Here is a 23,020-nt window from a genome sequence, read left to right as displayed (position 1 = left end):
GTGGATTTAGAGATTTTAGATGCCAAAATACAGGCATTTATCAATGAAAATATTGGTAAAAGTATAACAAAGTTAGCCCTACAAAAAAATCCTTTTCAAGAAATGAATTGGCATATCATTTTGAATCAAATAGAAGCTAAAACAAAAGCTAAAGAGAAGTTGCCTACCTGGTTTTTGGCTCAAAATATTATATTTCCTAATAAAATTTCAATAGAACAAACTTCATCTGAAAAAACAGCTTTTTACAAAGCTTCTTTAATCTCAGGTGAATCTTTAATCGATTTAACTGGAGGTTTTGGAGTAGATGATTATTATTTTGCACAAAAAATTAATAAAGTAGCTCATTGTGAAATAAATTCAGAGCTTTCTGCTATCGTTCAATACAATTTTAAACAATTAAACATATTAAATATTAACTGTTATGCCGGAGATAGCTTAGTTGTTTTATCTAATTTAAATAAAAAATGGGATTGGATTTATATCGATCCTTCTAGAAGAAATGAAACAAAAGGTAAAGTATTTATGTTAAAGGATTGCTTGCCTAATGTTCCTGAAAACCTCGATTTTTATTTCTCTCATTCAAATTCTGTACTTATAAAAACTGCACCTATACTAGATATTTCTGCAGGTTTATCAGAATTAAAAAACGTTAAAATTATTCATATCCTAGCATTAGAAAATGAAGTAAAAGAGTTGTTATGGGAACTACACAAAGATTATTTTGGCACTACAGAGATCAAAACTGCTAATATCGTTAAGAATAAAATTGAACTATTCGATTTCATTTTAAACAAAAATTCTAAAATTCCAAATTACAGTAGTCCACAAAAGTATTTATACGAACCCAATAGCGCCATCATGAAATCAGGTGGATTCGATGAAGTTGGAACATTTTACAATTTAAATAAAATACAAAAACACTCTCATCTTTACACTTCTGATGTCTTAATTTCATTTCCAGGACGTACTTTTGAAATTCTACACGCAATACCATACCATAAATCGGAGATGAAAGTTTACTTAGAAAAGAAACAAGCTAATCTAACCACAAGAAACTTTCCAGATAGTGTCGAAACTATTCGGAAAAAATGGAAAATAAAAGAGGGAGGAAATACCTATTGTTTTTTTACAACTGATGAAAACAATCATAAAATAGTTTTAATTTGCACTAAAATAATATAAAAATGAAATACATAATTTTCTTATACTCATTGTTCATCAGCTTCAATAGTGCAGCACAGAAACCATGTGATTATAGTGTCAATGTAAATGATTCTATTGGCACCTATAAAGCAACCCGGGATTATATGATTAGTGAGAAAAAATTTGGCGGAAGCTCAAGCTATATTTTTTGCACTTTGTCATTGACAGATGGATTACCAACTTTGACTGTTCAAAATATTCAAAAAAGTAAAGATTTTATGAAAGCCAATTGCTTCGATAAAAATTCTAAATTAATCTTACAGTTAAATAATGGTAAAATAATTACATTAATTCATATCGATCAAGAAAATTGTGGTACTATGATTAGGGATGATAAAGGATTTGATAATAGAATTAATTCCGGAATTTTTATGTTCATGAAAGAAAGTTTTGAAGACCTAAAAAACTCCTCTGTTTCTTTGATGCGTATAAAATACTTGACGGATACAGAGGATTATGTTTTAAAAAAGGAGTTAAAATCAGAATTAAATAATGAAACATACTACCCCGAAGACTACTTCATTAATTACTTAAAATGCATAGAATAGTATTATTCACAGTCCCATTTAGCGTTTGATATTTTATCATTTAAACCTGACTTTAAATTGTAATGCCACCACTCGGAATCAAAAGAGTTGAAACCATTGCTAGTCATAAGTGTTCTGATAAGAATTCTATTTTTTTTTACTTCCATAGATACTTTGGGATAGTTATGACTCGCTTCGATTCCAAAAAAATCGAAAGAAGTTCCCATGTTTAACTCTTTCCCTGTTGCATCAACCAAAGTAATATCTACCGCTCCTCCTCTATTATGAACCGAACCTTTGGCTGGATTTGCAACATATTCTGGATTAGAAACAATTTTCCACATTTTTTTTTGAATATCTAAGGGACGATAACAATCAAAAATTTTGATTTTAAATCCTTTTTTCATGAATTTCTTATTCACTTCTACCAAAGCAGTTACCGTTTTAAGACGTAAAAAACATGCTTCACAATCATAAACTTTAGCTTTCAAAAAATTATCAGTAGTTGAATATTTCAAGTCATAAACAAAATCTAGGCTGTAGTCCTTTAAATTTACAAATGTAGTATCATTAATAATTGAACTGTTATTTTCTTTAGCATCAGAAACGATAGTTTGTGATTTACAAGAGACAATACATAAAAAGGTACAAAGAAGTGCAAATGGTTTGAAACAGGAAGTCATAAATGCTATTTTTTATAAAAATAGAATAAATAAAGGAAATTCGAGAACTATTAAAACAAAAAAACCGATACTTGTTGAGTATCGGTTTTTGTGAAGGCAGAAGGATTCGAACCTTCGACCGCCTGCTTAGAAGGCAGGTGCTCTATCCAGCTGAGCTATGCCTCCATTTTAAAAATCTAAATCGACTCCTAAAAGTCGGGGTGGCAGGATTCGAACCTGCGGCCTCCTGCTCCCAAAGCAGGCGCGATAACCGAGCTACGCTACACCCCGAAAAAAATTACAAAGCGGAGGGACAGGGACTCGAACCCTGGCACCGATTACTCGATGACAGTTTAGCAAACTGCTCCATTACCACTCTGGCACCCCTCCAAGCTCAAGAAAACGTGTTCTGTTTTGCGGTTGCAAACTTATGATATCTTTAGACTTCTCACAACTATTTTAAAGCTTTTTTTTAATATTTTTTGATACATCCATAAAAAAGCTTCACAATCAAACATATACAATCAAATTAAATTTAAAAGCGATTATCTAACTCCCAAAATATGAATTTATCTAAAAAAGCTTAAATTTGCTAGATAAACCAACATTATCATAGTTATGAACAAAAGAGTTGTTATCGTATCTGCCGTTAGAACACCTATCGGAAGTTTTATGGGGGGATTATCTACAGTAACTGCGCCAAAATTAGGAGCAGCAGCAATCAAAGGCGCTCTAGATAAAATTAATCTAGATCCAAATTTAATAGATGAAGTATTTATGGGTAATGTAGTTCAAGCTGGTGTAGGACAAGCTCCTGCAAGGCAAGCTGCATTATACGCTGGTTTATCTAATTCTGTTTCTTGTACCACCATAAATAAAGTATGCGCTTCGGGAATGAAAGCGGTGATGCTGGGCGCACAAGCAATACTGTGCGGCGATGCTGAAATTGTAGTTGCCGGCGGAATGGAAAACATGAGTATGATTCCACATTACCTCAACCTTAGAAATGGAACTAAATTTGGTCCAGCCACAATGATTGATGGAATGCAAAAAGATGGTCTTACTGATGCTTACGATAACAGCGCTATGGGAGTATGTGCTGACTTATGTGCAACAGAATATAACTTTAGTCGTGAAGATCAAGATAACTTCGCAATTCAATCGTATGAGCGGAGTGCAAAAGCATGGGAATCGGGTAAATTTGACAATGAAGTTGTTCCGGTTTCGGTTCCACAAAGAAAAGGCGACCCTATCATAGTTTCTAAAGATGAAGAATTCACTAATGTAAAATTAGATAAAATACCTTCATTGAACGCTGTTTTCACAAAAGACGGAACTGTAACTGCCGCAAATGCGTCTACAATCAATGATGGTGCAGCAGCTGTAATCCTGATGAGTGAAGAAAAAGCAATCGCTTTAGGATTAAAACCTTTGGCCTATATTAAAGGATATGCCGATGCTGCACAAGAACCAAAATTGTTTACTACAAGTCCAGCAAAAGCAATGCCTAAAGCATTAGAAAAAGCAGGAATAGCGATTAGCGATGTTGATTATTTTGAATTTAATGAAGCATTTGCTGTTGTTGGCTTGGCTAATTCTAAAATTTTAGGCCTAGAAGACAGCAAAGTAAATGTAAATGGTGGCGCAGTATCTTTAGGACATCCTCTGGGTTGTTCTGGAGTTAGAATCATTGTTACTTTACTGAATGTATTAGAGCAAAACAATGCAAAAATAGGTGCTGCTGCAATTTGTAATGGCGGTGGCGGTGCATCAGCAATTGTAATTGAGAGAGCTTAAAATAATTATATAAAATGGGTTATAAGTTAAGACTTATAACCCATAATTATTAAATTTTAATAAAATTTAGATGTTCGGAATTTGTAATTTAGCCATCATTCCACTTCGCTTTGAACCCAGTGATAGAGGCGAAATCGTTTCTCAAGTTCTATTTGGTGAACATTTTGAAATTTTAGAACAACAAAAACAATGGTCTAAAGTTAAAATGCAATATGATGATTATGAAGGTTGGATCGATACAAAGCAATTGCAACTTATCTCAGAATCTAGTTTTAATCAATTATCAGCAGAAGCCATAATTCTCAATGCAGATTTAATAGAATACGTTACTGCTCCAGACAATTTATTGATTCCAATACCCCTTGGATCTTCTTTAGCTTTCCTTAATCATAATGATATAAATAGCTCTAATTTTAATTTTGAAGGGACTAAAACCAGTGGAGAAAAATCAAAAGAAAGTTTAATCAATAGTGCCTTTATGTATTTGAATGCTCCTTACCTTTGGGGTGGTAAAACTCCTTTTGGTATAGATTGCTCTGGTTTTACGCAAATGGTTTACAAACTCAATGGATATCATTTATTAAGAGATGCTTCTCAACAATCAACACAAGGAGAAGCCTTGAGCTTTATCGAGGAGAGTGAACCCGGCGATCTTGCATTTTTTGATAATGAAGAAGGTAATATTATCCATGTTGGCATTATAATGGCCGACAATTACATCATTCACGCCAGTGGAAAGGTACGTATCGATCGCATAGACCATTTAGGAATATTTAATGCTGATACCAACAAGCACACACATAAATTAAGAGTAATAAAAAAAATCATTTAAAAAAAATACCTGTCTAAATTTAGACAGGTATTTTTTTTATTACGAAAGAAATACTTATTGCTTCGCTTTTAATGCTTTATACTCTGCAGTCATTTCCAAGGCACTGTAAACACCCAATAAAGTTTTATTAACATCTACATTTTTAGGGTCTAATTCAACGGCTTTTTCAAGGTAAGGGATTGTTGCTTTAAATAGGTCTTCTCTTTTCTTTTTCAACTCGTCATAACGCTTCATATCATTTGTAGAGGTTCCCAATTTGTTCATCTCATCAATGATAATTTTTTCATTCTCTAACTTCATTGCAGCTAGATTTATGTATCCATTGGTATATTGTGGATTAATTTCGATTACTCTCTTGTAATATTTTTCAGCATCCACTGTGTTTTTTGCATTGGCACTCAATACTCCGAGATTAAAAACTAAATCAGCATCATTTGGATTTTTTTCTAAAACTTGTGCCACTAATTTTTTGTAAGTATCAAAATCCTTAGTCTCAAGATACAAATTAGCTTCAGTCAATATTAATGAGGTGTCCTCTGGATTTGCAAGTCTCGCATCAGAAACTGCCTTCTTCGCCTCTTCCGTTTTTCCTTTTTGTACTAAAATCAAAGCGATATTTTTATAAATCTCACCTCTTTTTGAAGGAATTGCTTCTGTTCTAGGCTTTTCATGTGTTCCTAACTTTACCATTCTGTCTCTTTCTTGTAAAGTGTTGAAAAAGTCTTCCTGAGTCGTTAATTTATTAACTGCAAAATAGCTCGTTCCTTTTCCTGAATAATTTAAGGTTTTAAGATCATCATAAAGCTTGAGAGCTAAATCATAATCATTAGCATTTACATAAGTTGAAGCAGCATAATATAAATTAATAGTGTCTTTTTTATCTAACAAATAAGCGTCATATAATTTTTTAGCACCATCTGCATGCTTTTCTGCTTTTGAATCAGCAATAGCACCGTTAATCAATTTGTATTTAATCTCCGTTATTGAAGTAGCTGCTTGTGTTGAAAATTTTACTTTTCCAGAAGTTTTTTCTGCTGCAATTAAATCTTGGTATGCTTTTGCAGCAAGAGAAAAATTAGTATTAGCATCAATATTCTTGTTTGCTAAATCCAATAATGAATTTCCTTTTACATAAAAAAACTGCGCTTTTTCAGCATCTGTCGCGTTAGCCATCACCGTTTCTGCTTCCATCAATATGGTTACCGCTTCTTGAGACTTACCTGCTTTCAACGCTTTTTCAGCGGCTTTAATTTGATCTTTTTGAGCAAAAGTAGCTACTGATATCAATATTGTTGATGCTAGTAATACATATTTACCTTTCATACTATTCTATTTTTGTTTAATAATTATTCTTAGATTTCTATTTTTTATGATTCGTCTTCGTCATCTTCTACATCTGACTCGTCATCTGCCTCATCTTCTTCGGTTTCGTCCTCGTCTTCATCCTCTTCCGATCCTTCGTCTTCCAGTACTTCTAAAACGGGTTTAACTCGCTCTATAGTTTCATTTTCGATAATGTTTCCATCTTCATCTAAGACTACTTCAGCCACATCATCTTTCATAACTTTTGTTACAGCTGCAATAGAATCGTTTCCTTTTATATTGATCAATTTCACACCTTGTGTAGCTCGACCCATTACTCTAAGGTCTTCAACGGCCATTCGGATGGTCAATCCTGATTTATTGATAATCATTAAATCATCTGCATCAGTTACTGCATTTATAGAAATCAATTTACCTGTTTTTTCAGTAATATTGAGTGTTTTAACTCCTTTACCACCGCGATTCGTTATACGATATTCGTCTAAACTAGATCGTTTTCCATATCCGTTTTCGGCAACTACTAATATCTCACTATTCATATCATTTACAGTAACCATGCCAATTACTTCATCTGAATCGTCCTTAAGTGTAATTCCACGAACTCCAGAAGCTGTTCTTCCCATTGGACGGGTTTTAGTCTCTTCAAATCGAACTAATTTTCCAGATTTAACAGCTAATATAATTTGGCTTTGACCATTAGTTAATTTTGCCTCTAATAACTCATCGCCCTCTTTAATTGTAATCGCAGCAACTCCATTGACTCTAGGTTTAGAATATTTTTCAAGAGATGTTTTCTTTACCTGCCCTTTTTTGGTCACCATAATAAGGTTATGGCTAGTGATGTACTCTTTGTCTTTTAAATCTTGGGTGCAAATAAATGCTTTTACTTTATCGTCACTTTCAATGTTAACTAAGTTTTGAATAGCTCGTCCTTTAGCGGTTTTACTTCCTTCTGGTATTTCATAAACACGCATCCAGAAACATTTTCCTTTTTGCGTAAAGAACATCATATACTGGTGATTTGTTGCCACAAACATGTGTTCTAAGAAATCCTGATCTCTTGTTCCTGCACTTTTTTGCCCAACTCCTCCTCTATTCTGCGTTTTGTATTCCGTAAGATTGGTACGTTTAATATATCCTGCATGTGAAATTGTGATTACAACATTTTCATCTGCAATTAAATCTTCAATACTTACGTCTCCTCCTGAATATTCTATAACAGAACGACGTGTATCTCCATATTTATCACGAATTTCCGTTAGTTCTTCTTTAATCAAGGCTATTCTTAAGTTTACATCTGCTAATAAAGCTTTTAAATACTCTATTAACTTCATTATTTCATCGTATTCTGTTCTTAACTTATCTTGTTCAAGACCTGTTAATTGACGCAAACGCATTTCAACAATGGCACGAGATTGAATATCGGATAAATTGAATCTTTCAATTAATTTTTCTCTTGCTTCTTCGGTACTTTTTGAAGCTTTGATTAAAGCAATTACTTCGTCAATATTATCTGAAGCGATAATCAAACCTTCTAATATATGCGCTCTAGCTTCCGCTTTTTTCAATTCAAATTGCGTTCTGCGAGTCACTACATCATGACGGTGCTCTATAAAATAATGAATCAAATCTTTCAGATTCAACATTTGCGGACGCCCTTTCACAATGGCAATGTTGTTTACGCTAAACGAAGATTGTAACTGTGTAAATTTATAAAGTGTATTTAAAACTACGTTTGGTGTAGCATCACGTTTCAAAATATAAACGATTCGCATCCCGTTTCTATCCGATTCATCTCGGATATTCGCAATTCCATCAATTTTTTTATCATTAACCAAATCAGCCGTACGCTTAATCATATCGGCCTTGTTAACTTGATAAGGAATTTCGGTAACGATAATACATTCTCTTCCATCCACTTCTTCAAAACCTACTTTGGCACGCATTACAATACGTCCTCTACCTGTTTTGAATGCTTCACGAACCCCTTCATAACCATATATAATACCACCTGTAGGAAAATCGGGAGCTTTGATATGCGTCATCAACTCATCAATCTCAATATCATTATTATCCATGAAGGCTAACGTACCGTTGATTACCTCGGTTAAGTTGTGCGGAGGCATATTAGTTGCCATACCAACTGCAATTCCTGTTGCCCCATTTATTAATAAGGTAGGAACACGCGTTGGCATAACTGTTGGCTCTTCTAACGTATCATCAAAATTTAATTTAAAATCAACAGTTTCTTTATCTATATCCGCCAAGATTTCCTCTGAAATTTTGCGCATTCTAGCCTCCGTATAACGCATTGCTGCAGGGCTATCTCCATCCACAGAACCAAAATTACCTTGACCGTCAATCAATAAATAACGCATACTCCATTCTTGTGCCATACGAACCATGGCATCATAGACAGAGGTATCACCATGTGGGTGATATTTTCCAAGAACTTCCCCGACAATTCTTGCGGACTTTTTATGGGCAGATCTGGAGTTTACTCCTAAATCATGCATACCATAAAGTACTCTTCGATGTACTGGTTTCAAGCCATCTCTGACATCTGGAAGTGCTCTTGATACAATTACTGACATCGAATAATCGATGTAAGCTGTTTTCATTTCATCTTCAATGTTAATAGGAATTAACTTTTCTCCTTCAGACATAGGTTGTTATATTAAATAATTATATTAGTTTCAAAACGTGCCAATATACGCCTTTTTGAAATTTTTAAACCAATTTTAAAACACTTATTTAAATGATTTATCAACAAATTATTCCTCGATTTAAGTTAATAATTTAAGGTAAATTTAACTTTAATATCATGATTATTTTTGTCACTTAGCTGACAGCACTTCGAATAGGAATGGTTTTTGTTTTTCTATCACTAATTCACTAAATTTACGATATCAAATATATATTATGGATGATAATTTTTCACCAAGAGTAAAAGACGTTATTACTTACAGCAAAGAAGAAGCATTGCGATTGGGGCATGATTTTATAGGAACAGAGCACTTAATGTTAGGTATTTTAAGAGACGGAAACGGCAAAGCGATTCAAATATTGAATAACCTTGATGTTGATTTAGAACATTTACGTAGAAAAGTAGAAATCCTAAGCCCTGCGAGTCCCAGTTTAGAAGTAAATGTTGAGAAAAAAAACTTACACTTGACACGCCAAGCAGAACGAGCCTTAAAAACTACTTTTTTGGAAGCAAAAGTATTTCAAAGTACCTCGATTAGCACAGCACATTTATTGTTGTGTATTTTAAGAAATGAAAACGATCCAACAACCAAGCTATTGAATAAATTAAAAATTGATTACGATATAGCCAAAGAACAATATCTAAACATGACTCCAAACGAAGAAGATTTTATAGAAAATTTGCCAAGAAATGAATCGTATAATGACGATTCAGGACAAGATGACAGTCTGAAAGAAAGTAGCTTTAACAATCCAGCAAATAAGTCCAACAAAAAATCAAAAACTCCAGTTTTAGATAATTTTGGAAGAGATTTAACCGAAATGGCTGAAGAAGGAAAATTAGATCCGGTGGTGGGACGTGAAAAGGAAATTGAACGCGTTTCGCAAATTTTGAGCCGTCGAAAAAAGAACAATCCTTTACTTATAGGGGAACCAGGTGTAGGTAAATCTGCTATTGCCGAAGGTTTAGCGTTACGAATTATTCAGAAAAAAGTATCACGTACTTTATTCAATAAACGTGTTGTAACGCTTGATTTAGCGAGTTTAGTTGCGGGTACAAAATACCGAGGACAATTTGAAGAGCGCATGAAAGCTGTCATGAACGAACTAGAGAAAAATGATGACATCATTCTTTTTATAGATGAAATTCACACCATTGTTGGCGCTGGTGGTGCCACTGGTTCGCTTGATGCTTCGAATATGTTTAAACCAGCATTAGCTCGTGGAGAAATTCAATGTATTGGCGCAACAACATTAGACGAATACAGACAATACATAGAAAAAGATGGAGCTCTGGAAAGACGTTTTCAAAAAATAATCGTAGAGCCAACTACGGTATCGGAAACAATTACCATTTTGAATAATATTAAAAATAAATACGAAGACCATCACAATGTTACTTACACACAAGAAGCTATTGAAGCCTGTGTTAAATTAACGGATAGATACATGTCTGAACGCTTTTTACCAGACAAAGCTATTGATGCTTTGGACGAGGCAGGTTCTAGAGTTCACATCACTAATATTGAAGTACCCAAACAAATTTTAGATTTAGAACGTCAATTAGAAGATGTTCGAGAACTGAAGAATGTTGTTGTAAAAAAACAAAAATACGAAGAAGCTGCTAAACTTCGAGACGATGAAAAACGTATTGAAAAAGATTTAGCTATTGCTCAAGAACAGTGGGAAGAAGATGCTAAAAACAACAGAATAGAAGTTACTGAAGATAATGTTGCTGATGTAGTTTCTATGATGAGTGGTATTCCAGTAAATCGAATTGCACAAACTGAAAGCAACAAATTAGCAAAATTACCTGAACTTATTGAAGGAAAAGTTATTGGACAGAGAGAAGCGGTGATGAAAATTGCGCGCTCTATCCAAAGAAATCGTGCCGGATTAAAAGATCCGAATCGTCCAATTGGTTCTTTTATTTTCTTAGGACAAACTGGCGTAGGTAAAACCCAATTGGCGAAAGTATTAGCGAAAGAATTATTTGATTCTGAAGATGCCTTGATTCGTATTGACATGAGTGAATACATGGAAAAATTTGCCATTTCACGATTAGTTGGAGCACCTCCGGGTTATGTTGGATATGAAGAAGGTGGTCAGCTTACTGAAAAAGTAAGAAGAAAACCATATTGTGTGGTACTTCTTGATGAAATTGAAAAAGCGCACCCTGATGTTTTTAATATGTTATTACAAGTTTTAGATGACGGATATTTGACAGACAGCTTAGGACGCAAAATTGATTTCAAGAATACAATTATCATCATGACTTCAAATGTGGGAGCCAGACAACTGAAAGATTTTGGGCAAGGTGTAGGTTTTGGAACCGCTGCCAAAGTGGCTCAGGCTGATGATAATTCGAAAAGCATTATAGAAAATGCTTTAAAGAAAACTTTTGCACCTGAATTCTTGAATCGAATTGATGATGTAATTGTATTCAATGCCCTAGAAAAACATGATATTGATTTAATTATCGAAATTGAATTGAAAAAATTATTTGCACGCGTAGCTGAATTAGGATATCAATTAAATCTTTCTGATAAAGCAAAAGCATTTATTGCTGAGAAAGGTTTTGATAAACAATTTGGCGCAAGGCCTTTAAAAAGAGCGATTCAAAAGTATGTTGAAGATACATTAGCTGAGGAAATCATAACTTCTAAAATCACTTCAGGTGATGAAATATTTATGGATATAGAAGAGGGTTCACAAGAACTCACCGTTCAAATTCACAAAGCTGGAGAGGCTACAAATCTTTAAATTTACTCCTTAAAACAATTCAATAAGCCCGTTACGTTTTTATAACATAACGGGTTTATTATTTACAATAAACATCCTTTTTTTGAAAACAAATATTTACATTTGATTTTAAAAAAGGTTAAAAATATCAATTTATGTCAGACAATAAAGTTATTCTAGGTAGTGAAGAATGGTGTTCTTTTCCAGAAATAGGAATTCCTACAATAAAAGCAAGAGTTGATTCGGGTGCAAAAACATCTGCTTTACACGCTATAAACATTGCCCCGTTTATAAAAAACGACAGCAACTGGGTGAAATTTGACATTAACCCGATACAGAATAATCTAAAAACGGTAATTCATTGCGAAGCTCCTTTAATTGACAAACGGATTGTTAAAAGTTCAAGTGGTTTTAGAGAACAACGCTATGTTATACAAACAAATCTTCAAATAGGAAGTTCAAAATGGCCAATTGAAATGACATTGACCAATCGAGATTCTATGGGTTTTAGAATGCTACTAGGTCGTGAAGCGATGAGCGGAAGAGTGCTAGTAGATCCAGAACAAAAATATCTTTTGGGACAGCCTAGCACTGACACTTTGAAAGAATTATATAAAAATTCTGAAAAAGCAAGTTCTGGTTTACGCATTGGACTTTTGGCCAGCAATCCAGAATTGTATAGCAACAAGCGCATCATGGAGGCAGGCGAAATGCGTGGTCATGAAATGCACTTTTTGAACATCAAAGAATGTTATATGAAACTCGATGCAAAAACACCTGAAATTCATTATCGCGGTGGAAAAATATTAAATCAATTTGATGCTGTTATTCCTAGAATCAGACCTAGTATTACTTTTTACGGTTGTGCACTAACTAGACAATTTGAGGCCTTAAAAGTGTATTGCCTGAACTCTTCAAACGCTATTACACAATCACGTGATAAATTATACTCCTTGCAATTACTATTAAATCATGGCGTAGAAATTCCCACTACTGGATTTGCCAATTCACCTTTGGATACCGATGATTTGATAAAAATGGTTGGAGGTTCCCCGTTGATCGTAAAATTACTAGAAGGAACACAAGGAAAAGGGGTAGTTTTAGCGGAGACCAAAAAAGCAGCAGAGAGTGTTATCAACGCCTTCAAAAGTTTAAATGCTAATATATTGGTGCAAGAATTTATCAAAGAAGCCAATGGAAAAGACATTCGTTGTTTTGTTATAGACGGAAAAGTAGTTGCCGCTATTCAAAGGGAAGCAATGCCAGGTGAATTTCGAGCCAATATTCATCTTGGAGGAACAGCATCTATAATAAAAGTTACCGCTGAAGAAAAAAGAATAGCTATTAAAGCAACTAAAGCAATGGATCTTAAAGTAGCTGGTGTAGATATTATTCGTTCCTCAAAAGGTCCTTTATTGCTTGAAGTAAACTCATCTCCGGGTTTAGAGGGAATTGAAGGCGCTACAAACAAGGATATTGCAGGTGAAATGATCAAAGCAATTGAAAAACATTTCAAGCAAAAAGCGGATCTAAAATAACATCATGCCATCATTTAGCATCTACAATATTAAAAATAAATGAAATACACCTAAAAAAATGAACATCGAATTCAATGTATAATTTCCTCCTATTAAAAAACAGATAATTTATTATTGTTCGAATCAAACTCAATTTACATTGATAAATTCAAACAAAATGAATCCAGATTTTAAGCTTTAAATGATGAAAACTGAAATTTTTAATACAATTAAACATTTCGCATAAAACAAATCATATTCTGAAATTTAAAGAAACGTATATGAAATTCACAAAAAAACCATTCCGTTAAGAATGGTTTTTTTTGTAAATAATTCACTTCGTTATATAAAAATACTGAAAATGTAGTACAAGATTGCTGCAAGAATTGCGGATATTGGAATAGTTAAAACCCAAGCCCATAACAAACTTACGGTCATTCCCCAACGTACTGCAGAGACTCTTTTAGTAAGACCAACTCCAATGATTGATCCCGTGATTGTATGTGTTGTACTTACAGGAACTTTAAAATGTTCTGTAAAATATAAGGTTAAAGCTCCTGCTGTTTCAGCAGCAACACCTTCAAAAGATGTTACTTTTGTGATTTTTGAACCCATCGTTTTCACGATTTTCCATCCTCCACTTAAAGTTCCTGCAGCAATGGCAGAATAACACGCTAAAGGAATCCAAGCGGGCATTTTAAAAGCACCTTCATCATTTGGTAATACAACATCCAACCAAGATGGCAGCGATTCTTGAGCAACACCGCTAGTGTTGATATAAACTGCCACAGCTGCTGCGATAATACCCATTACTTTTTGGGAATCATTTCCTCCGTGACCTAAACTAAAAGCTGCAGATGATAGTAATTGCATTTTCTTTAACCAAGCAGTCGCCTGATTTAAATTTAAACTACTAAATATCAAACAAAAAGTACTAATTGACAAAACTATAAAAGCAACTAAAAACCATTTTATATTGTGTGTCTCAAAAGCAACACTCCAAAAATGAGAATCAAAACGAGGTTTTTCAATTTGATCAAAATAAACCATTTGTGATTCTACAAACCAAACTGTTAATACCATTAACAAAGCGGTGAAAATCTTTGGATAAATACTTTTCTTAGAGGCATTAAGCAACCAAATAGACATTAAATAAGATATCAAAGCTCCCAATAAAGGTGCCAAAATAATAAAGGCAACGATGATTAAAACTCCCGAAGGCATACCACCATCTTTTCCTGCTTTGTACCAAGAAACTACGCCAAAACCAGCATGAGCAATGGCTGCCCCTGCAAATCCACCTATCAATGTATGAGAAGAACTTGAAGGAATTCCTTGCCACCACGTAAATAAATTCCAAATAATAGCTGCTATTACACCTGCTAAAATCACAATTAGGTTTATATCCATGGTATTAGCAGTTTTTGCAACAGTATCAGCTACACCAAAACCAAAAACCCAGTAAGCCAAAAAGTTAAAAAATGCTGCCCAAACAACAGCCTGAAAAGGGGATAATACTTTGGTAGCAACAACTGTTGCTATAGCATTGGCAGCATCATGAAAACCATTGATGTAATCAAAAATTAATGCCAAAACTATAATAACTATAAGTAGAGTAAATTCCATATTTTTAATTTCAGAATAAAACGGATTGAATTAAGAATGTTTTACAGAAATAGATTCTAAAACACCAGCTACACTTTTACATTTATCCGTTGCAGTTTCCAAAACTGATAATACTTCCTTGTATTTGATTATATTTTTTGCATCCGTTTCATTTTCGAATAAATCAAGAACCGCTTTATCATAAACGTTGTCTGATTTATTTTCTAGTTTATTAATTCGAAGACAAGCATCAGTAATATTCTTCATTTTTTTCAAATCTCTCAATTCTCTGATAGCAACATCAATATTTTGACAGGCTTCGAGATTAATTTCAGTTAATTTTCTGATTGATTTGGTAATTTTATCTACTTGGTACAAACGCATTCTACTTGCTGCACCATGAAGATTTCCAGCAACATTATCAATTGAAGTAATTAATGAATAAATATCCTCTCTATCAAATGGTGTGATAAAATTTCTACTCAACTCAAGGTTTGTTTGACGGGTAATATCCTCTCCTTTTTGTTCTAAAACATCAATTTTCTGAAAAAGAACTTCGCGTTCTTTTAAAGGAAGGTTTACGGCTTCATGCAAATTTGTAGCAATTTCTATTAAATTACTAGAAGCTTCTTCAAAAAGAGGGAAAAACTTTTTGTCTTTAGGAACCAAAAATTGGAAAAAATTATTTATGTTCATTTCATTAAAATTTAGTTTGGCAAAATTACTTCATTATTAATCGCTAATGTTAAGCCATTGTTAACAAATTATTTTCTATTTGAAAAGTATTCAAGAATGAAACTGTATTTTCAATGTCATAATGTAAAATCCTGTCTTCTTTTATCAACGGTACTTCCTCTCGATACGCGTATAAAAACAACTCAATGAAGTTACTAGATAATAAAGGACGTCTGTATTCTATAGCTTGTGAAGCATTTAATAATTCTATGGCAAGAATTCGTTCTAAATTATCTAAAACACGTAAAGCTTTAGTAGCGGCATTTGCACCCATGCTTACATGATCTTCTTGCCCGTTACTTGAAACAATACTATCTATGCTAGCTGGTGTTGCTAACTGCTTGTTCTGACTTGCAATACTCGCTGCGGTATATTGTGGAATCATCAAGCCTGAATTAAGTCCTGGATTATCAACCAAAAATGCGGGAAGATTTCTCGTTCCTGAAATTAACTGATACGTTCTTCGTTCAGAAATACTTCCTAATTCTGCTAAAGCGATTGCCATAAAATCTAGGGCCAATGCCAAAGGTTGTCCATGAAAATTACCACCAGAAATGATTTGGTCACTTTCAATAAAAATATTTGGATTGTCGGTCACCGAATTAATTTCAGTTTTAAATACTTTTTTCACATAGTCAATTGCATCTTTTGAAGCGCCATGTACTTGTGGCATACAGCGGAAAGAATACGGATCTTGAACATGTTTTTTTGGCTGCTTGATAATCTCACTTCCTTCTAAGAATCCTTTAATACGATTCGCAGTAATTATTTGTCCTTTGTGAGGTCGAATAAAATGAATTAATTCATGGAAAGGTTCTATACGACCATCAAAAGCTTCCAATGAAATAGTTCCTATTAAATCTGCTAAATAAGAAAACTTATTTACCTTCATTAAAATATGGGCTCCATAAGCACTCATAAATTGTGTTCCGTTCAGTAAAGCCAATCCTTCTTTTGATTGTAAAACAATCGGTTGCCAATCAAAATGTTTCAAAACAACACTCGAATGCACTTTTTTACCTTCAAAATAAACTTCACCTTCGCCCAATAAAGGCAACGATAAATGTGCCAATGGAGCCAAATCTCCCGAAGCTCCTAGTGAACCTTGTTCATAAATTACAGGGAAAATATTATTATTATAAAAGGCTATCAATCGCTCTACTGTTTGTAATTGAATGCCCGAATGCCCGTAACTCAAGGATTGTATTTTAAGTAACAACATCAACTTTACAATTTCAATTGGTACTTCTCCACCGGTACCACAAGAATGTGATTTAACTAAATTTTCTTGTAATTTTGATAAATTTTCATTTGATATTTTAACATTACAAAGAGATCCAAAACCAGTGTTTATTCCATAAATAGGCTCCGATTGTAATGCCATTTTTTTGTCTAAATACTCACGACATTTTTGAATATTAACTTTTGCTTCTTCTGATAGCGCCAGTAATTTATGATGTAAAACAATTTCCTGCAGTATTTCTAAGCTAAGCAATTCAGTACTAATGTAATGCGTATTGTCCATTTTGTTAGTTTTAAGTAAGTAAAATTGAATAAATCTTTATAACTACACAACATTTATTTCTCCTATTTTAATTTTAAAGTTAAACAAAACAAAAAATTATTGTTTTTTACTTTTTCTAATGCGGATCAAAAGTATTCTCAAAACACTTTTGATCTTAGTAACTTGCTTATCCTATTTCATTTATAAAATAGTAATGGGGATACTTTCAGCAGTTCGCTATCATAATAAAAATAATTGCATCAATCCTTTTGCATTAAGTAGCAATAAACTTTTGGAAATAAATTAAAGAATTCAATAAAAATTACGAATAGCTTTTTTGAGTACCTAATAAATGAAACAATAATCAACAATTATCAGCAGATACCTCTTATTTTCAAATATTCGCAAAAACAATTTGAGTCGCGCTGTGTTTTATAAAAAACAGTACTTTTGAATATATAAATGACACACCACAAAGCAACATATCAGACTTCGATAACAACTCAAATTTGGGTTGGCTTTGCTTTTTCATTTTCAACAACGACTGCTACTACCCCTTTGGGGTAAACTCACTACATATAATTCTATTATTATTTTTTTCGAAAGAAAAAGAGTTTATTGGCTGTGTATAAAAGACTACGTTTCTAAACAAACAAACTAAACACTAGTAAATCACAACTAAGTTGAAAAAGATAAAATTGGCGATTTTACAGGTACAAAATATAAATTATTAGATATGAAAGTATTAAAATTTGGCGGAACCTCTGTTGCCAATGCAGAAAACATAAAGTTGGTTTTAAGAATTATAAATGAAAAAGCAAGAGATGAAAAATTAATTGTTGTAGTTTCTGCGTTGAGTAAAGTAACTGATCTGTTGCAACTAGCTTCTCAAAAAGCAGCTGCTGGCGACGAAAACTTCAAAGTAATTCTGACCGATTTAGAGAAAAAGCATTTAGACGTATTAAAAGATCTTATACCAATAAGTGAACAAAGCAGTCTTTTGAGCCATGTAAAAAGAATAATCAACCATTTAGAGACCTTATTGGATGGCTGCTATCTTTTAGGCGAATTATCACCCAGAACTTCAGATACAATTTTGAGTTTCGGTGAATTACTATCTGCTTTCATTATCGCCGAAGCTTTGAAACAAAATGGGAACAATAGTATTTATAAAGACAGTCGAGAGCTTATTAAAACCAACAACCATTTTGGTAAAGCAATTGTAAATTTTGATGTTTCCAATGCTTTAATAACTGATTTTTTTGCTTCGAATGAAAATCAAGTGGTCGTTATGCCTGGATTTATTGCTGCCTCATTAGACGGGATCAATACTACTTTAGGCCGCGGAGGATCTGATTATTCCGCTGCTATACTCGCGGGAGCTTTGAATGCTATAGATTTAGAAATTTGGACCGATGTTAACGGAATGTATACAGCCAACCCTAAAATTGTAAAACAAGCACATCCAATAGCCTTTATTTCGTATCAGGAAGCAATGGAATTATCTCATTTTGGTGCGAAAGTTTTGTATCCGCCAACTATACAACCCGTCTTAAAAAAAAATATTCCAATTCTTATCAAAAATACATTCGAGCCAGAAGCCGAGGGAACATTAATTTCCAACCAACAAATGGATTTTACCAATCCTGTGAAAGGAATTAGTCATATTGATAAAATTAGTTTGATTACGCTGGAAGGTCCAGGAATGATTGGTGTTGCTGGTTCTTCCAAAAGACTTTTTGAAGTGTTGTCACAAGAAAATGTCAATGTCGTTTTTATTACTCAAGCCTCCTCAGAACATTCAATTTGTATCGGAATTCTAAATTCAGATGCCGACATTTCCGAAATTGCTATAAACAAAGCCTTTGAAGTTGAAATTTTACAAAATAAAATAAAACCTTGTATTGTCGAAAAAAACCTGTGCATCATAGCATTAGTTGGAGAAAATATGAAAAATCATCAAGGGTTGAGCGGTAGAATGTTTAGCACTTTGGGGAAAAACAATGTAAATATTCGAGCGATTGCACAAGGTGCTTCCGAAAGAAATATTTCGGCAGTTATAAACGAACGCGATGTAAAAAAAGCATTGAATTCTTTACATGAAAACTTCTTCGAAAAAAACACCAAGCAATTGAATCTCTTTGTGATGGGAGTGGGAAATGTGGGAGAAAAATTTATCGAACAGATACACCAACAAAAGAAATTTTTAAAAGACACCTTACGAATAAACCTCCGCGTTATTGCATTGTCCAATTCTCGAAAAATGTATTTCGATGAAGATGGGATTTCATTAAAAAACTGGCATTTCTTATTGGAAACTGGTGATCCTGCCGATAAAGAACAGTTTATATCCAATGTAAAACAACTCAATTTACGCAATAGTATTTTTGTAGATATTACTGCAAATGAAAGTGTGTCTAAAACCTATGAACACTATTTAAAACAAAATATTGCAGTAGTAACCTGTAATAAAATTGCTTGTGCATCAGAATACGACAACTATAAAAAACTAAAAAAACTATCCCGACAATTCAATACCCCTTTTCTATTTGAAACGAATGTAGGAGCCGGATTACCAATTATTGATACTGTGAAAAACCTAGTTGCCTCTGGAGATAAAATCAATAAAATTCAGGCTGTTTTATCTGGAAGTTTAAATTTTATCTTTAATAATTTTGAGCAAAATAGTACTTTTCATGATGTAGTTAAAGAAGCTGGTATACAAGGATTTACAGAGCCAGATCCGAAAATTGATTTGAGCGGAATTGACGTTGCTAGAAAGATTTTAATCCTGATTAGGGAAAGCGGTTACAAAATGGAAATTGACGAAATTGAAAATGAATCTTTTATGCCCGCAGCATGCTTGGAAACCACTACAAATGAAGCTTTTTTCGAGTCTTTACAAGAGCATGCAGAGCACTTTGAATCTATTTACAAAGAAGCACTTAGTAAAGATTCGCGATTAAAATACGTGGCACAATTTGAAAACGGAAAAGCAAATGTTGGGTTGCGATTCATTCCTAAAGACCATCCTTTTTACAATTTAGAAGGTAAAGATAATATTGTGCTGTTTTTTACAGATCGCTATGTAGATCAGCCTTTGTTGATAAAAGGCGCTGGTGCAGGAGCTGCAGTGACGGCCTCAGGTATATTTGCTGATGTGATTAGAATTGTAAACATTTAAGAAATAGTTAAAAGTTTTATTTTTTTAAGGTTTCAAGTTCTACAACTGGCAAAAACTTTAAACCTGAAACTTTAAACCTGAAACCAAAATTTATGAATGAAATAAAAATATTTTGCCCCGCTACAATCGCAAATCTTTCTTGTGGTTTTGATGTCTTGGGACTTTGTTTGGAAACTGCTGGCGACGAAATGATCATTAGGAAATCAGCTGAAAAAGGGATTCGAATTACTAAAATTGTGGGTGCGGACTTGCCGCTAGAAACCGAAAAAAATGTGGCTGGAGTATCTGCTCTAGCAATTTTGGAAGCTGTAGAAACCGAATTTGGATTCGAAATTGAAATTTACAAACACATCAAAGCGGGAAGCGGAATAGGAAGCAGTGCTGCTAGTTCCGCCGGAGCTGTTTTTGGCATAAATGAATTACTTGGACGACCATTTACCCGAAAGGAATTGGTTCTATTTGCCATGCAGGGCGAAAAACTAGCTAGTGGAAATGCTCATGCGGATAATGTTGCTCCTGCTCTTTTGGGCGGATTTACATTAGTACGAAGTTCAAATCCGTTAGATATTATTCGCATTGATAGCCCCTCAAAATTGTATGCTACGGTGGTTCATCCTCAAATTGAATTAAAAACTTCGGATGCAAGATCGGTGTTAAAACAAACTATTTCATTGAAAAGTGCTATTATTCAATGGGGAAATGTGGGCGGACTAATAGCTGGTTTGTATACCAAAGATTACGAGCTGATAGGACGTTCCTTGCATGACGAAATTGTAGAACCGTTGCGAAGCGTGTTGATTCCTGGCTTTGATTTAATAAAAAAAACAGCCTACGAAAATGGTGCTTTGGGTTCAGGAATTTCAGGTTCGGGTCCTTCTATTTTTGCATTGAGTAAAGGAAAAGAAACTGCAGAAAAAATTGCAAAAGCGATGAGCGCCGTATATGATGAAATGAATTTACCGTATGAAATTCATGTGTCAAAAGTAAATCCTGATGGAGTACGAATTATTTAAAAATGAGTACTTAGTTCTTAATGCTCCGTTGCAAAAGCCAAGAATAAAGACTAATTACTTAGAACTTAATAAACAATGAAATACTATAGTTTAAACCATAACGCCCCACAAGTTTCTTTCAAAGAAGCTGTGATACAAGGATTAGCATCTGATAGAGGATTGTATTTTCCTGAAACCATAACCCCATTAGCACCTACTTTTTTTGACACTATCGAAAATTTAAGCAACGAAGAAATTGCATATCAAGCGATTCAACAATTTGTAGGTAATGAAATTCCTGAGATCACATTACGAACAATAATCAAAGATACCTTGTGTTTTGATTTTCCCTTAGTAGAAATCGAAAAAGGAATTTACGCACTTGAATTATTTCATGGACCTACAATGGCATTCAAAGATGTTGGCGCTCGATTCATGTCACGTTGTTTGGCATATTTTAATACAAATATAAAAGACAGTAAAAACACAGTTCTTGTAGCTACTTCTGGCGATACAGGCGGCGCTGTTGCAAGCGGTTTTCTTGCTGTTGAAGGTGTTGAAGTTATTATTCTTTATCCATCCAAAAAGGTAAGTGACATTCAGGAAAAACAATTAACTACATTAGGACAAAATATAAAAGCACTAGAAGTTGATGGCGTTTTTGATGATTGTCAAGACATGGTTAAAAAAGCATTTTTAGACGTACGTTTAAAACACAAAAACTTAACTTCTGCAAACTCAATCAATATTGCACGCTGGTTACCCCAAATGTTTTACTTTTTTTTTGCTTACAAAGCCTTAAAAAAAGAAAATAAGAAATTAATTTTTTCGTGTCCGAGTGGAAATTTTGGGAATGTTTGTGCTGGAATCATTGCCAAGAAAATAGGACTGCCAATCGAGCATTTTGTTGCAGCAACAAATGTGAATGATACTGTTCCTAGATTTTTAGAAAACGGAGTTTATAATCCAAAGCCTTCTAAAGCGACCATTTCTAATGCTATGGACGTAGGAAATCCAAGTAATTTTATTCGAATTCAAGAGCTATATCAAAATGATTTAGAACAATTCAAAAAAGATTTTTCATCCTTTACCTTCTCTGATGAAGAGACTTTAGAAGCGATGAAAACCATTTACAAGAGAGATGGTTATATTGCAGAACCTCACGGAGCAGTTGGATATTTAGGATTGAAAAAGGAATTAGAAAATCACCCAAACGCAATTGGAATTTTCTTGGAAACCGCTCACCCAATTAAATTTCTGGATGTAGTAGAACCCGCTTTGAATGTAAAACTGCCCATTCCAGAACAAATAGAAAGTGTGATAAATAAAGAAAAAATAAGTATAAAAATCAAATCATACGAGGAATTGAAAACGTTTTTAAGGTAAGGCTTTCTGTTTTTTTTTAATATAACTACCAAAATAAAAAAGTGCTTTGAAACCGAATAGTTACAGCATCCTTTTACACCAGAGAACACATACAAAAGAACAATACTATTATAGACAAACTCACTATGAAAAAACGAAATAATATGCTCCAAAAAAAATCCAATTACTACCAACATTTTTTTTTATAAAATGAATCACTAGTGTCCACTAAAAAATAAAACAAGTTCTTTGAAATTATTGTAAATCTGTATTTTAAGAGTCATTTTTGAGCGTGACGATTTGAAATGATTATTATGTTCGTAAAT

General features: G+C 33.6%; 15 protein-coding genes and 3 tRNA genes. 9 read left to right on the top strand and 9 right to left on the bottom strand.

What is annotated here, in order from left to right; translation table 11 throughout:
- Together ACNQGB_RS13150 and ACNQGB_RS13145 are read left to right on the top strand one after the other, a co-directional pair.
- Positions 1-1,182 (top strand): THUMP-like domain-containing protein, encoded by a 1,182-nt coding sequence (locus tag ACNQGB_RS13150; protein ID WP_417944324.1) that lies wholly within the window; start codon positions 1-3, stop codon positions 1,180-1,182.
- 2 nt (positions 1,183-1,184) lie between these two features.
- Complete coding sequence (locus ACNQGB_RS13145; protein ID WP_417944325.1) at positions 1,185-1,751, top strand: hypothetical protein; 567 nt, start codon at positions 1,185-1,187, stop codon at positions 1,749-1,751.
- Positions 1,752-1,753: 2 nt separating this feature from the next.
- Here ACNQGB_RS13145 and ACNQGB_RS13140 read toward each other — a convergent pair whose 3' ends face one another.
- From ACNQGB_RS13140 to ACNQGB_RS13125, 4 genes are all read right to left on the bottom strand, one after another.
- Positions 1,754-2,413 carry a M15 family metallopeptidase gene (locus tag ACNQGB_RS13140; RefSeq protein WP_417944326.1) on the bottom strand — a complete coding sequence of 220 codons (660 nt, stop codon included), beginning with the start codon at positions 2,411-2,413 and terminating at the stop codon, positions 1,754-1,756.
- 91 nt (positions 2,414-2,504) lie between these two features.
- Positions 2,505-2,578: transfer RNA gene (locus ACNQGB_RS13135), tRNA-Arg, on the bottom strand.
- Positions 2,579-2,608: 30 nt separating this feature from the next.
- Positions 2,609-2,683 (bottom strand) — tRNA-Pro (locus ACNQGB_RS13130).
- Between the two features lie 15 nt (positions 2,684-2,698).
- A tRNA-Ser gene (locus ACNQGB_RS13125) sits at positions 2,699-2,782 on the bottom strand.
- 228 nt (positions 2,783-3,010) lie between these two features.
- Here ACNQGB_RS13125 and ACNQGB_RS13120 point away from each other — a divergent pair.
- Positions 3,011-4,189, top strand: coding sequence for an acetyl-CoA C-acyltransferase (locus ACNQGB_RS13120; RefSeq protein ID WP_417944327.1), 1,179 nt, complete (start codon positions 3,011-3,013; stop codon positions 4,187-4,189).
- Positions 4,190-4,259: 70 nt separating this feature from the next.
- Positions 4,260-5,021, top strand: a complete 762-nt coding sequence (locus ACNQGB_RS13115; protein WP_417944328.1) for a C40 family peptidase — start codon at positions 4,260-4,262, stop codon at positions 5,019-5,021.
- Between the two features lie 54 nt (positions 5,022-5,075).
- On the opposite strand, the gene ACNQGB_RS13110 is transcribed toward ACNQGB_RS13115, so the two are convergent.
- Positions 5,076-6,344 carry a tetratricopeptide repeat protein gene (locus ACNQGB_RS13110; protein WP_417944329.1) on the bottom strand — a complete coding sequence of 423 codons (1,269 nt, stop codon included), beginning with the start codon at positions 6,342-6,344 and terminating at the stop codon, positions 5,076-5,078.
- A 44-nt stretch (positions 6,345-6,388) separates the two neighbouring features.
- Complete coding sequence (gyrA, locus tag ACNQGB_RS13105; protein ID WP_417944330.1) at positions 6,389-9,010, bottom strand: DNA gyrase subunit A; 2,622 nt, start codon at positions 9,008-9,010, stop codon at positions 6,389-6,391.
- A 256-nt stretch (positions 9,011-9,266) separates the two neighbouring features.
- On the opposite strand from gyrA, the gene ACNQGB_RS13100 reads away from it, so the two are divergent.
- Together ACNQGB_RS13100 and rimK are read left to right on the top strand one after the other, a co-directional pair.
- Positions 9,267-11,813, top strand: coding sequence for an ATP-dependent Clp protease ATP-binding subunit (locus ACNQGB_RS13100; protein WP_417944331.1), 2,547 nt, complete (start codon positions 9,267-9,269; stop codon positions 11,811-11,813).
- A gap of 134 nt (positions 11,814-11,947) precedes the next feature.
- A complete protein-coding gene (rimK, locus tag ACNQGB_RS13095) occupies positions 11,948-13,330 on the top strand; it encodes a 30S ribosomal protein S6--L-glutamate ligase (RefSeq protein ID WP_417944332.1) in 1,383 nt (460 codons plus the stop codon).
- Between the two features lie 321 nt (positions 13,331-13,651).
- Here the strand turns inward: rimK and ACNQGB_RS13090 are convergent, their stop codons facing one another.
- Genes ACNQGB_RS13090 through hutH form a run of 3 tightly spaced genes read right to left on the bottom strand, consistent with a single transcriptional unit; the run spans position 13,652 to position 17,174 of the window.
- Positions 13,652-14,935 (bottom strand): inorganic phosphate transporter, encoded by a 1,284-nt coding sequence (locus ACNQGB_RS13090; protein ID WP_417944333.1) that lies wholly within the window; start codon positions 14,933-14,935, stop codon positions 13,652-13,654.
- 30 nt (positions 14,936-14,965) lie between these two features.
- Positions 14,966-15,610: a DUF47 domain-containing protein gene (locus tag ACNQGB_RS13085; protein WP_309758891.1), complete on the bottom strand. Its 645-nt coding sequence runs from the start codon at positions 15,608-15,610 to the stop codon at positions 14,966-14,968.
- Positions 15,611-15,659: 49 nt separating this feature from the next.
- Positions 15,660-17,174 (bottom strand): histidine ammonia-lyase, encoded by a 1,515-nt coding sequence (gene hutH, locus ACNQGB_RS13080; protein WP_417944334.1) that lies wholly within the window; start codon positions 17,172-17,174, stop codon positions 15,660-15,662.
- Positions 17,175-17,889: 715 nt separating this feature from the next.
- Between hutH and thrA the strand changes: the two genes are divergently transcribed.
- The 3 genes from thrA to thrC all read left to right on the top strand — a co-directional run bounded on the left by thrA (position 17,890) and on the right by thrC (position 22,715).
- A complete protein-coding gene (thrA, locus tag ACNQGB_RS13075) occupies positions 17,890-20,337 on the top strand; it encodes a bifunctional aspartate kinase/homoserine dehydrogenase I (protein ID WP_417944335.1) in 2,448 nt (815 codons plus the stop codon).
- A gap of 92 nt (positions 20,338-20,429) precedes the next feature.
- The gene (locus ACNQGB_RS13070) at positions 20,430-21,350 is read left to right on the top strand and encodes a homoserine kinase (RefSeq protein WP_417944336.1); all 921 of its coding nucleotides are present in this window, start codon (positions 20,430-20,432) and stop codon (positions 21,348-21,350) included.
- Positions 21,351-21,425: 75 nt separating this feature from the next.
- The gene (gene thrC, locus ACNQGB_RS13065) at positions 21,426-22,715 is read left to right on the top strand and encodes a threonine synthase (RefSeq protein WP_417944337.1); all 1,290 of its coding nucleotides are present in this window, start codon (positions 21,426-21,428) and stop codon (positions 22,713-22,715) included.
- The last annotated feature ends 305 nt before the right edge of the window (positions 22,716-23,020 follow it).

Source organism: Flavobacterium frigidum (genome assembly GCF_048286795.2).
The sequence above is the reverse complement of the archived record's forward strand: the minus strand, read 5'-3'. Positions and strand labels throughout refer to the sequence as shown.